Annotated in this window: 11 protein-coding genes; all 11 read right to left on the bottom strand. The window is 70.4% G+C overall.

What is annotated here, in order from left to right:
- Positions 1 to 53 precede the first annotated feature (53 nt).
- Positions 54 to 848 carry a F0F1 ATP synthase subunit A gene (gene atpB / locus ACWD4A_RS20790; RefSeq protein WP_451195891.1) on the bottom strand — a complete coding sequence of 265 codons (795 nt, stop codon included), beginning with the start codon at positions 846 to 848 and terminating at the stop codon, positions 54 to 56.
- Positions 849 to 1127: 279 nt separating this feature from the next.
- Positions 1128 to 1565 carry a hypothetical protein gene (locus tag ACWD4A_RS20785; RefSeq protein WP_451195845.1) on the bottom strand — a complete coding sequence of 146 codons (438 nt, stop codon included), beginning with the start codon at positions 1563 to 1565 and terminating at the stop codon, positions 1128 to 1130.
- A gap of 266 nt (positions 1566 to 1831) precedes the next feature.
- A complete protein-coding gene (locus ACWD4A_RS20780; protein WP_451195843.1) occupies positions 1832 to 3154 on the bottom strand; it encodes an MraY family glycosyltransferase in 1323 nt (440 codons plus the stop codon).
- Positions 3155 to 3266: 112 nt separating this feature from the next.
- Positions 3267 to 4556, bottom strand: a complete 1290-nt coding sequence (locus tag ACWD4A_RS20775; RefSeq protein WP_451195841.1) for a serine hydroxymethyltransferase — start codon at positions 4554 to 4556, stop codon at positions 3267 to 3269.
- 195 nt (positions 4557 to 4751) lie between these two features.
- On the bottom strand, positions 4752 to 5408 hold the full coding sequence (locus tag ACWD4A_RS20770) for an arsenate reductase/protein-tyrosine-phosphatase family protein (RefSeq protein ID WP_451195839.1): 657 nt from the start codon (positions 5406 to 5408) through the stop codon (positions 4752 to 4754).
- Positions 5405 to 6052, bottom strand: a complete 648-nt coding sequence (locus ACWD4A_RS20765) for an L-threonylcarbamoyladenylate synthase (RefSeq protein ID WP_451195837.1) — start codon at positions 6050 to 6052, stop codon at positions 5405 to 5407. The genes ACWD4A_RS20770 and ACWD4A_RS20765 overlap by 4 nt, the downstream gene beginning before the upstream one ends.
- 53 nt (positions 6053 to 6105) lie before the next feature.
- A complete protein-coding gene (gene prmC / locus ACWD4A_RS20760) occupies positions 6106 to 6951 on the bottom strand; it encodes a peptide chain release factor N(5)-glutamine methyltransferase (RefSeq protein WP_451195836.1) in 846 nt (281 codons plus the stop codon).
- 42 nt (positions 6952 to 6993) lie between these two features.
- On the bottom strand, positions 6994 to 8073 hold the full coding sequence (gene prfA, locus ACWD4A_RS20755; RefSeq protein WP_451195834.1) for a peptide chain release factor 1: 1080 nt from the start codon (positions 8071 to 8073) through the stop codon (positions 6994 to 6996).
- Positions 8074 to 8173: 100 nt separating this feature from the next.
- Entirely contained in the window at positions 8174 to 8383 is a 210-nt protein-coding gene (gene rpmE, locus ACWD4A_RS20750) for a 50S ribosomal protein L31 (protein WP_361527219.1), read from the bottom strand.
- A 156-nt stretch (positions 8384 to 8539) separates the two neighbouring features.
- Positions 8540 to 9655, bottom strand: coding sequence for an LCP family protein (locus ACWD4A_RS20745; protein ID WP_451195833.1), 1116 nt, complete (start codon positions 9653 to 9655; stop codon positions 8540 to 8542).
- Between the two features lie 339 nt (positions 9656 to 9994).
- Positions 9995 to 12055 (bottom strand): transcription termination factor Rho, encoded by a 2061-nt coding sequence (rho, locus tag ACWD4A_RS20740; RefSeq protein ID WP_451195831.1) that lies wholly within the window; start codon positions 12053 to 12055, stop codon positions 9995 to 9997.
- Between the last annotated feature and the right edge of the window lie 192 nt (positions 12056 to 12247).

Here is a 12247-nt window from a genome sequence, read left to right as displayed (position 1 = left end):
GACCGGTGGGGGTTGGCCACCGGACGATTTACGGTTCTGGGGAGCGGGGGTGCTCAGTGGTGCTCGGCGAGCGCGCCCTGGACGTAGTTGGTGGCCAGCAGCACGAAGACGTACGCCTGGACGGCCTGGATGAAGAGCTCGAAGGCGGTCATCACGACGGTCATCACGAAGGAGACGCCCGCGTAGGCGAAGCCGATGCCGTTCATCAGGTACCAGCTGGCGATGGTGAACATCAGGATCAGCACGTGACCCGCGAACATGTTCGCGAAGAGTCGCACCGCGTGGGTGAAGGGCCGCACCAGGACGTTCGAGAAGAACTCGATGGTCATGGCGAGCGGCAGCACCGGGCCGAGGGACTTGTCGTAGCCGGTGATGTTCTTCAGACCACCGACGAAGCCGTGCTTCTTGAAGGTCAGGTACATCCAGAGGACGTAGACGATCAGAGCGAGGGCCGCCGGGAAGGCGATGATCGACGTCACGGGGAACTGGGCGACCGGAATGATCGACCACAGGTTCATGATCCATACGAAGAAGAACAGCGAGACCATGAGGGGGACGTACTTCTCCCCCTCCTTCTTGCCGAGCGCCTCGTAGACGATGCCGCGGCGGACGAAGTCGTAACCCGCCTCACCGACCATCTGCAGCTTGCCGGGGACCACCTTGGCCTTGCCGAACGCCGCCCAGAAGAAGCCGACGACAATGACCGTGGTCAGCACGGCCAGCAGCATCGGCTTGTTGAAGTCGTAGCCGCCGACAGTGAAGAGCGGTTCAAACAAGAACGAGTGGAGCCCTGGGGCTGGGAAGCCGCACCCATCGAAGATGTGGCAATCGGTCTCGAAGGCGAGCATCTCGTTAGCACTCACCGCGAGCTCCTTCAGCGTGGCGCATAGGTACGGCAACCTCGTTGTGTCGGCGCGGCGCAAAGCCGCGGAACGGCACTGGACTGGTCTTGCGGATGGGGGGGCAGGTGATCGGCGCGGGGCCGGTCTGGGTATTCGGCATCAGCTGCATGGACTGCCGATTCCGTCCCGGATGACTCGGGTGTTCAGCTGCCTGCGCCCACTGTGCCTCAGATGGCACCGGACGATAGCAGGTGAGCGCCGGCACCTTTATCGCGGCCCTACCGGTCACGTCGGAGACCCGGCGGGCGCGGACTTCTTCGCCTCGGCGGATTCCGGATCGACATACAGGATCTTGGCCTTCAGGTAGGCACGCGTCTGAGCCCCGGTCCACACGAGGACCGCGGCGAGGAGCGCGAAGGCGAAGGCCCGGGTGTTGAAGAGCGTGGTGTCCCGGAAGACCGCCAGCACGACGGCGGAGATCAGGAACTGGACCACGTAGAGCACCAGTCCCATGGACTGGAACAGGTGCGGGAAGGACCGGGCCGTGCGCTGGAGAACGTAGAGGCCCAGGGCCATCACGCCACCCGCGACCAACGTGCCGACGGCGGCGCCGACCGCGCCCTTGCCACCGGCCAGCACACCGCTGACGACGACTGCGACAACGCCGGCGACGGCGGTCGGGACGGCGCACTGCAGGAGTGTTCGGGCGTCGTTGGACTGCATGAAGGGTTTCTCCGGCGAGGGGTCGGAAGCAAACGATTCGTCGTGGACGAGCGTATCCCCGGGAGTGAGGCATGACTCTCGACGAAGGGCCGTCGCACTACGGTCCTTCGGCTCTAGCACCGGGTTTCGTGAACGGTATCACAAACTATTTGATGAGGTCTTTACCTACATCGTGTGCTGCACATCACACGCAAGGGTCAAGCCGCTGGTCATTGCGCTGACACGGTCGCGTTTTCTCTGCTAAGCGCGCCGCTTCCAGGCGCGGCTCAGCGCTGGTCGCTGATCCTCCTGGCGTGGTGGAAACGCGAGCGGTCGCCGATGGCGGTCGCGCCGTGCAGGCCCGCGGTCACCGGCTCGCGCTCGTGTTCGCGCTCCTCCGGGAGGCTCTCGGCCGCCGGGGCGGGGGCCGCGGCGGGCACGCCCTTGCGCCGGTAGCGCGGCGGGACGAAGGCCTCCGCCCAGCGCGGCGCCCGCGGCTTGAAGCGCGGCAGCAGCAGGAGCACCAGGCCCACGGCGCTGAGCACCACGATCAGCAGCACGATCCACACGCTCGCCGAATGGACGGAATAGGCCACCGTGCCGAAGCCGATCAGCGCCGACCAGAAGTACATGATCAATACGGCGCGGCTGTGCGAGTGCCCGAGCTCCAGCAGCCGGTGGTGCAGGTGGCCGCGGTCCGCCGCGAACGGCGACTGGCCGTTCCAGGTGCGCCGCACGATCGCCAGCAGCAGGTCGGCGACCGGCACCGCGATGACCGTCAGCGGCAGCAGCAGCGGGATGTAGACCGGCACCATCGCCTGCACGGCCTGCCGCTCGCCGCCGACCTGCTGGTAGAGCAGGTCCGGGTCGACCTGGCCGGTGATGGAGATCGCGCCCGCGGCCAGCACCAGCCCGATGAGCATCGAGCCGGAGTCGCCCATGAAGATCCGCGCGGGGTGCATGTTGTGCGGCAGGAAGCCCAGGCACATGCCCATCAGGACCGCGGCGAACAGCGTCGCGGGCGCGGCCGCCTCGATGTTGTGCCCGAACCACAGCCGGTACGCGTAGAGGAAGAACGCCGCGGCGGCGATGCAGACCATGCCGGACGCGAGCCCGTCCAGGCCGTCGACGAAGTTCACCGCGTTGATGGTGATCACGACGAGGGCGACCGTCAGCAGGGTGCCCTGCATCGAGGTGAGGGCGACCGTCCCGACGCCGGGCACCGGGATCCACAGGATCGTCAGGCCCTGGAGCACCATCACACCCGCGGCGATCATCTGCCCGCCGAGCTTCACCAGGGCGTCCACGCCCCACTTGTCGTCCAGCACGCCGAGCAGCCAGATCAGCCCGGCCCCGGAGAGCAGGGCCCGTGGCTCGCTCCCCAGGTCGAAGACCTTCCCGAGGTTCGACAGGTGCGCCGCCACCAGCAGCCCCGCGCAGAGCCCGCCGAACATGGCGATGCCGCCGAGCCGCGGAGTGGGCTCGCGGTGCACGTCGCGTTCGCGGATCTCCGGCATGGCACCGGCCACGATCGCGAACTTCCGCACGGGTCCCGTCAGCAGGTAGGTGACCGCCGCGGTGACGCACAACGTCAGGAGGTATTCACGCACGGGCCGCCCCAGAGGTCGCGCTGGTCATCACAGCCCCACACCATATTCGCGTCCGCCCCCGATCCGTGAATACAGCGGTAGACGTACGGCCATCCCGCGATGGTTGCAGCTCTCAGGTGAGCTCCGGATAAGGACGGAACTCCCCGGTGAGCCCGGCGACCTCCGCGCGCGCCGCGGAATTCCCCCCGTACGGCCCCTGGGCGCGCAGCACGGAACCCAGCAGCACCGCGATCCGCGCCATCTCCGGCTCGCGCATGCCCTGGGTGGTGACCGCCGCGGTGCCCAGCCGCAGGCCGTGGGCCGTGCCGTGCGGCAGTCCGCAGACGTCCAGGACGATGCCCGCCGCCGCGAGCCTGCCGCGGGCCGTGACGGCGTCCAGGGCGAGCGCGGAGACGTCGCCGGTGACGATGTGCGTGTCAGTGCCGCCCGTGGTCACAGCGACCCCTTCAGCGGCCAGCGTGGCGGCAAGGGTGCGGGCGTTGGCCACCACCTGGTGGGCGTACGCGGTGAAGGCCGGGGTCGCGGCCTCCCCGAAGGCGACGGCCTTCGCCGCGACGGTGTGCATCTGCGCGCCGCCCTGTGTGAAGGGGAAGACCGCCCGGTCGACGCCGTCCGCGAGCTGTGCCCGGCACAGCAGCAGCCCGCCGCGCGGGCCGCGCAGCACCTTGTGGGTGGTGGCGCAGACCACGTCGGCGTACGGCACGGGGCTCGGTGCCGCTCCCCCGGCGATCAGCCCGGCCGGGTGCGCGGCGTCGACGATGAGGAAGGCGCCCACGTCGTCCGCGATGTCCCGGAACGCGGCGTAGTCGGGGTGCCGGGGGTAGGAGATCGAGCCGCAGACGATCGCCCGCGGCCGGTGCTTCCGGGCGAGGGCGCGCACCTGGTCGTAGTCGATCAGGCCGGTGTCGCGGCGGACGCCGTAGCCGACGAAGTCGTACCAGCGGCCGGAGAAGTTGGCCGGGGAGCCGTGGGTGAGGTGGCCGCCCTGCGGGAGGGCCATGGCGAGCACGGTGTCGCCGGGCCGCAGCAGGGCCGCGTAGGCGGCGAGGACGGCGGCGGAGCCGGAGTGCGGCTGGACATTGGCGTGTTCGGCGCCGAAGAGGGCCTTGGCGCGGTCGATCGCGGTCCGCTCGGCGAGGTCGACGATCTCGCAGCCGCCGTGGTGGCGGGCGCCGGGGTAGCCCTCGGCGTACTTGTTGGCGAGCGGGGAGCCGAGTGCCGCCAGCACGGCGGGCGAGGCGAAGTTCTCGGCGGCGATCAGCTGGAGGCCGGACGCCTGGCGGCGGGCCTCGCCGAGGATCAGGTCGGCGAGCTCCGGGTCCTGCCGCGCCAGCGTCTCCAGGCCGCGGCTCCAGTCCGGCGCGGTGGCCGCGTCCCGGGTGGTCGGTGAGATGACGGACATGGCGGGCTCCCGGCGATACGGAAGGTTCACCACCAATGTAGGCCCGCCGTGCCGCGGATGTCCGGTTTGCCTTGGCGCCTGCGGGAGTGCCTCTTGCGCGCCGCGCGCGGCTGCGGGTCGCGTCATGGCTGATCGCGCAGTTCCCCGCGCCCCTGACGGGGCCCGGCGTGCGTTGCTCGCGGCCCCGCGCCCCTTTCAGGGGCGCGGTACGCCCGTCAGTGCCGTGACGACCGGGTCCAGGGCCTGGTTGATCTCGTCGCCGATGGAGCGGAAGAAGGTGATGGGGGCGCCGTAGGGGTCGTGGACCTCGTCGGCCTCCGCGTTCGGGGCCAGCAGCCAGCCGCGCAGCGCGGCGGCGGCCTGCACCAGGGCGCGGGCGCGGTCGACCACCCCGCCGGCCCGCTCGGGGTCCGGGAGGGTCGCGGGGTCTATGGCCCGTACCAGCCGGGTGAACTCCTTCAGGGTGAAGGTGCGCAGGCCCGCGGAGTGGCCCATGGAGATGACCTGGGCACGGTGGTCGCGGGTGGCGGTGAGCACCAGGTCGGCGCGGATGACGTGCTCGTCCAGGAGCTCACGGCCGATGAAGCCCTGGGGGTCGGCGCCGAGGTCGGCCAGGACGGTGGCGGCGTGCGCCTCCATCGGGGCGCCCTCGTGTCCCCAGGTGCCCGCGCTCTCCACCACCAGGCCGCCCGCGAAGGGGTCGCCGAGGCGGTCGGTGAGGGCATGGCGGGTCAGCCGCTCGGTGATGGGCGAGCGGCAGACGTTGCCGGTGCTGACGTGGAGGATGCGGAAGGTGTCGGTGGAACTGTCCGTGCCCGGTCCCGCTATGCCACGCCCCTGCGGGGCGATCAATTCGCCACCTCGAGGTCGGGTACCACCTCGCGGAGCTGCTCGGCGCTGATGGCGCCCGCGCGCAGCAGGACCGGCACCTTGCCGGTGACGTCCACGATGGAGGACGGCACGTCGGCGGGGGTCGGCCCGCCGTCGAGGTAGACGGAGACGGAGTCGCCGAGCATCCCCTGGGCGGCGTCGCAGTCCTGCGGCGCCGGGTGGCCGGTGAGGTTGGCGCTGGAGACGGCCATCGGGCCGAACTCGGTGAGCAGTTCGATGGCGACCGGGTGCAGCGGCATCCGGACGGCGACGGTGCCGCGGGTCTCCCCCAGGTCCCAGGTGAGCGACGGCTGGTGGTTGGCGACGAGGGTGAGCGCGCCGGGCCAGAAGGCGTCGACGAGCTCCCACGCCTGCTCGGAGAAGTCGGTGACGAGTCCGTGCAGGGTGTTCGGGGAGCCGACCAGGACGGGCGAGGGCATGCCCCGGCCGCGGCCCTTGGCCTCCAGGAGGTCGCCCACGGCGTCCCGGCTGAAGGCGTCCGCGCCGATGCCGTAGACGGTGTCGGTGGGCAGCACGACCAGCTCACCGCGGCGGACCGCGGCGACGGCCTCGCGCAGACCGGTCTTGCGGTCGGTCGCGTCGTTGCAGTCGTATCGCCGTGCCATCTACGAGACCTCCTCGTGCGGAACAAACAGGACAGAAATGCGGGATGCCGTGCTCACGGCATCGCCTTCCGGGCGGTGGCGAACCGCGGCCGGTTGTTGAGGTCGGGGTGGTCGGCCGCGTCCGCCCAGCCCCGCTCCTCGGTGAAGATCCACGGCACCTGGCCGCCCTGGGTGTCGGCGTGCTCGATGACGACGACGCCGCCGGGGCGCAGCAGGCGGTGGGCCGTGCGCTCCAGGCCGCGGATGGTGTCGAGGCCGTCCTCGCCGGAGAACAGGGCGAGCTCCGGGTCGTGGTCGCGGGCCTCGGGGGCGACGTACTCCCACTCGGTGAGCGGGATGTACGGCGGGTTGGAGATGACCAGGTCGACCTGGCCGTCGAGCTCGGGGAGAGCGGCGAGGGCGTCCCCGTGGTGCAGGGTGACCCGGGAGCCCTCGACGTTCTTGCGGGCCCAGCCGTGCGCGGTCTCGTCGAGCTCGACGGCGTGCACGCGGGAGCGCGGCACCTCCTGCGCGAGGGCGAGGGCGATGGCCCCGGAGCCGGTGCACAGGTCGACGATGAGGGGCTCGACGACGTCCATGGCGCGCACGGCGTCTATGGCCCAGCCGACGACCGACTCGGTCTCGGGCCGGGGCACGAAGACGCCGGGGCCCACCTGGAGTTCCAGGTAGCGGAAGAAGGCGCGGCCGGTGATGTGCTGGAGCGGTTCCCGGGCCTCGCGCCGGGCGATCGCCTCCCAGTAACGGGCGTCGAAGTCGGCGTCCGCCACGTTGTGCAGCTCACCCCGCTTGACGCCGTGCACAAAGGCCGCGAGCTCCTCCGCGTCGAAGCGCGGAGAAGGTACGCCGGCGTCGGCCAGCCGCTGAGTGGCCTGTGCCACCTCGGCGAGCAGCAGATTCACAGTGATCCTCTCGCGCGTTCTTCGCTGTCGTACTGGGGTCGGTCAGCCGGCGTCGGCCAGCTTCGCGGCGGAGTCGGCGTCGACGCACGCCTGGATCACCGCGTCCAGGTCGCCGTCGAGCACCTGGTCCAAGTTGTACGCCTTGAAACCGACCCGGTGGTCCGAGATGCGGTTTTCCGGGAAGTTGTAGGTCCGGATCTTCTCGGACCGGTCCACGGTGCGGACCTGGCTGCGGCGGGCGTCCGCGGCGTTCTTCTCCGCCTCCTCCTGGGCGGCGGCGAGCAGCCGGGACCGCAGGATACGCAGGGCCTGCTCCTTGTTCTGGAGCTGGCTCTTCTCGTTCTGGCAGGAGGCGACGATGCCGGTCGGCAGGTGGGTGATGCGGACCGCGGAGTCGGTGGTGTTGACGGACTGGCCGCCGGGGCCCGACGAGCGGTAGACGTCGATGCGCAGGTCGTTGGCGTGGATCTCGACGTCGATCTCCTCGGCCTCGGGCGTGACGAGCACGCCGGCCGCGGAGGTGTGGATACGGCCCTGGGACTCGGTCGCGGGCACGCGCTGCACGCGGTGCACGCCGCCCTCGTACTTCAGCCGGGCCCAGACGCCCTGGCCGGGCTCGGTGGCGCCCTGGCCGCCCTTGGTCTTCACCGCGACCTGGACGTCCTTGTAGCCGCCCAGCTCGGACTCCGTGGCGTCGATGATCTCGGTCTTCCAGCCGACGCGCTCGGCGTAGCGGAGGTACATCCGGAGCAGGTCGCCGGCGAAGAGCGCCGACTCGTCGCCGCCCGCGCCCGCCTTGACCTCCAGGATGACGTCCTTGTCGTCGCTGGGGTCACGGGGCACGAGCAGCAGGCGGAGCTTCTCGGTGAGCCCCTCGCGCTGCTTCTCCAGCTCCTTGACCTCGGCGGCGAAGTCCGGGTCGTCCGCCGCGAACTCGCGGGCGGTCTGGATGTCGTCGCCGGTCTGCTTCCAGGAGCGGTAGGTCCCGACGATCGGGGTCAGCTCGGCGTAGCGCTTGTTGAGCTTGCGGGCGTTGGCCTGGTCCGCGTGCACCGCGGGGTCGGCGAGCCGCTTCTCGAGGTCGGCGTGCTCACCGATCAGTTCCTCGACTGCCTCGAACATCAAGATTCCTTCAGCGGAAGTGACGGGCCTGCTGGACGACAAAGCGCCGGTCCGGTCGCCCTCGCACGGAGGACGACCGAGGACCGGCGCCTGCGGGTCGCTACTTCTTCGCGCCGTAGCGGGCCTCGAACCGCGCCACACGGCCACCGGTGTCGAGGATCTTCTGCTTGCCCGTGTAGAACGGGTGGCACTCGGAGCACACGTCGGCACGGATGGTGCCGTCGGCGACGGTGCTACGGGTCGTGAACGAGGCGCCACAGGTGCAGCTGACCTGGGTCTCGACGTAATCCGGGTGGATTTCGCGCTTCAAGGGATCTCCTAGGTTCGGGAGGGCTCCGGGTCGTAGAGGCGGGATTGCCTTACGTGAACCGGGGCCGACGTACCAGTCTGCCAGCACTGGCCGTATCCCCCAAAACGAGAGGTGGCGGCCGGTTATTCCAGCGGGTGCGGCGGGGCGTTCCGGTGGCTATTTCACGACGTCGTCGGCGCCGGTCTTGGCACCCGCGCCGTCCTTGACCGCGGAGTCGGGGATGGGCTTGTCGTCCCGGAGGGCGTCCCAGAGCTGCTTGGACTGCTCGGGCATCGGGATGACGCGGTTGGTGTCGACGGGGTCGTCGCCGACCGGCAGCGTCACCATGTGCATGTCGCCGGAGCCGATGCCCTTGAGCCCGTCGGCGAAGGAGGAGAGCTTCTCCAGGGAGCCCAGCTCGCTGTCGGTGGTGAGCGTCTTGGTGGCGGTGTCGGCGATCCCGTAGAGCTTGGTGGGGCTGGTGAACAGGCCGACGTGCTTGACCTGGTCGAGCAGGGCCTTGATGAACGCCTGCTGGAGCTTGATCCGCCCGAGGTCGCTGCCGTCGCCGACGCCGTGCCGGGTGCGGACGAGCCCGAGGGACTGCTCGCCGTTGAGGGTGTGGGTGCCCGGCTCCAGGTCGAGGTGGCTCCACTTGTCGCGGATCGGCTTGGTGGTGGTGACCTGCACCCCGCCGAGCTTGTCGATCAGCTTCTGGAAGCCGGCGAAGTCGACCTCCATGTAGTGGTCCATGCGGATGTTGGTCATCTGCTCGACGGTGGCGACCGCGCAGGCCGCGCCGCCCACCGTGTACGCCTCGTTGAACTGCGCGCGCTGGACGGCCGGGCTGGTCTTGCCGTCGGGCTTCTTGCACGCGGGGCGGGGGACCATCGTGTCGCGCGGGATGCTGACCACGCTGGCCTTCTTGTGACCCGCGTAGATGTGCACGATCATCGCCGTGTCGGAGCGGGAGCTGCCCTCGTCCTTGCCGTACTTGCCGTTGTCACCGGCGCGGGAGTCGGAGCCGAGGACGAGGATGTCCTGGGAGCCGTTGTCGATGTTGGCCGGGCGGTTCTTGCCCAGGGCCGCGTTGATGTCGACGCTGGTGAGGTTGCCGTTGAACTTGAAGTAGAGGAATCCGGCACCGGCGCCGCCGACGAGGACCACTCCGGCGGCCGTCCAGGCGGCTATTCGCCAGCCCTTGCGGCGCTGGGGCTTGCGGCGTCGGCCACGCCCACCGCCGGCGCGGCGGCGGCGCGAACCCGTCGGCGTGCCCTTGCTGTCGTCGCCCATGCGCTCCTCAGTCCTTCACTGTCTGTCGGCCCCCTGCTGGTTGACGGGGAAGTCTGCGTCAGGGTTGCACAGCGGTTTCTGAGGACTGTCTTAGAAAGCCCCTGGTGACGGGCCCGGCCGAGGGCCCTTTCCGCCTCCCCCACCTGCGATTTCGGCCAATTACGGGACACCGATCCGGCCAGCGGCGGGCCGTACGGCTGTGGCACATGTCTCAAAAGGTCACAGGAAGATCACAGTGTGGGGCCGGACCGGAACCGGCGGGAGCGGGAACGGCGGAAGCCTCCCCGCCACCGAGGTGACGGGGAGGCTTCCGGGAGGTCCTGCGAGGCGGGACGCCGATCAGTCGTTGCCGTTGGAAGGCGTGGTCTTCGCGATCTGCATCAGGAACTCGGCGTTGGACTTCGTCTGCTTCATCTTGTCGAGGAGCAGCTCGATGGCCTGCTGCGAGTCGAGCGCGTGCAGCACCCGGCGGAGCTTCCAGACGATCGCCAGCTCCTCGCTGCCGAGGAGGATCTCCTCCTTGCGGGTGCTGGAGGCGTCCACGTCCACCGCCGGGAAGATGCGCTTGTCCGAGAGCTTCCGGTCGAGCTTGAGCTCCATGTTGCCGGTGCCCTTGAACTCCTCGAAGATCACCTCGTCCATGCGCGAGCCGGTCTCGACCAGCGCGGTGGCCAGGATGGTCAGCGAGCCGCCGTCCTCGATGTTGCGCGCGGCACCGAAGAACTTCTTCGGCGGGTAGAGCGCGGTCGAGTCGACACCACCGGACAGGATGCGGCCCGAGGCCGGGGCGGCCAGGTTGTAGGCGCGGCCCAGACGGGTGATCGAGTCCAGCAGGACCACCACGTCGTGACCCAGCTCCACGAGGCGCTTGGCGCGCTCGATGGCCAGCTCGGCGACGGTGGTGTGGTCCTCGGCGGGACGGTCGAAGGTCGAGGAGATGACCTCGCCCTTGACCGACCGCTGCATGTCGGTGACCTCTTCCGGACGCTCGTCGACCAGGACGACCATCAGGTGGCACTCGGGGTTGTTGATGGTGATCGCGTTGGCGATCGCCTGCATGATCATGGTCTTGCCGGTCTTCGGCGGGGCCACGATCAGACCGCGCTGGCCCTTGCCGATCGGCGCGACCAGGTCGATGATCCGGGTCGTCAGCGCGCCCGGGTCCGTCTCCAACCGCATCCGGTCCTGCGGGTAGAGCGGGGTGAGCTTGTTGAACTCCGGCCGACCGCGCCCGGTTTCGGGCGCCATGCCGTTCACCGAGTCGAGGCGCACGAGGGCGTTGAACTTCTCGCGCCGCTCGCCGTCCTTCGGCTGCCGGACCGCGCCGGTGACGTGGTCGCCCTTGCGCAGGCCGTTCTTGCGGACCTGGGCGAGGGAGACATAGACGTCGTTCGGGCCCGGCAGGTAGCCGGACGTACGGATGAACGCGTAGTTGTCGAGGATGTCCAGAATGCCCGCGACGGGGATCAGGACGTCGTCCTCGGAGACCTGCGGCTCGTTGCCGAAGCCGCCCTCCTCGCGGCCACGGCGGCCACGGCGGTCGCGGTAGCGGCCGCGACGGCCGCGACGGCCGCCCTCGAAGTCGTCCTCGTCCTGCGGGCCGCCCTGCACGCCCTGCGGCGCGCCACGGCCGTCCCGCTGCTGGCGGTTGCCCTGCTGGGCGTCCTCGCCGCGGTTGCCCCGGCGGTCGCCGCGCTCACGGTCACCGCGCTCGCCGCGCTCACGGTCACCGCGCTCGCCGCGCTCACGGTCGCCGCGCTGACCGCGCTCACGGCGGTCGCCCTTCTGACCGCGGTCCTGGCGGTCGCCGGTCTTGGCGGCCCTGCCCTCGGCGGTGTCCGCCGCGGCCTCGGCACGCTCCTCGACGCGCGCCTCGACCTTGGCCTCGGCCGTCGGCTCGGGGCTGCCCGCGGCCGCGGTCGCCCGGCGGCGACGGCGCTCGCCCGCGGGCTGCTCGTCGCTGCCCGGCTGGCCCGGGATCTCGATCTGCTGCTGGGTGGCGGCCTTCTCGGCGGGCTTGTCGGCCGCCTCGGGGGCCGCCTCGCCCGTACGGGCCTTGGAGGTGGCACGGCGCTTCGGCTTGGTCTCGGTCTCGGAGGCCGCCTTGGCGGGCGCGGTGCCCGTGGCCTTGGCGGGCGCGGCGGCGCCGGCCTGCCTCTCCTTGATGACCTCGATCAGCTGGCCTTTACGCATCCGCGCGGTGCCCTTGATGCCGAGGCTGGAGGCGAGCTGCTGGAGCTCCGCCAGGACCATGGCGTCGAGGCCCGTGCCCGAGCGTCGCCGCTTGGGGGCGGTGGCAGCACCGGTGGCAGGCGCGGCGGGAGCGTCCGTGGCGGGCGCGGAGGCATTGCCGACAGAGCTGTCGGCGGTCACGCCCATCAGATCGGTGGTGTCGCTCACGAAGGGGTCCTTCCCTGGAGCGGGCGTCGGCCTGTCTGGCTCGGCGACCGGTTGTGCTGTCCGGCTGCGGTCTGGCTGTGCGGACCGGGCCGGGGCGGTGGTCCGCCGGTACGGCGGAAGAATCAGTTCATTGGTTCCGGCGTGAAGAAATGAGGTGAAGACATGACGCATCAACTTCACTCATGTCGCCCA

The organism is Streptomyces sp. NPDC002537, assembly GCF_053594975.1.
This window is presented reverse-complemented; position numbering and strand designations above follow the sequence as displayed.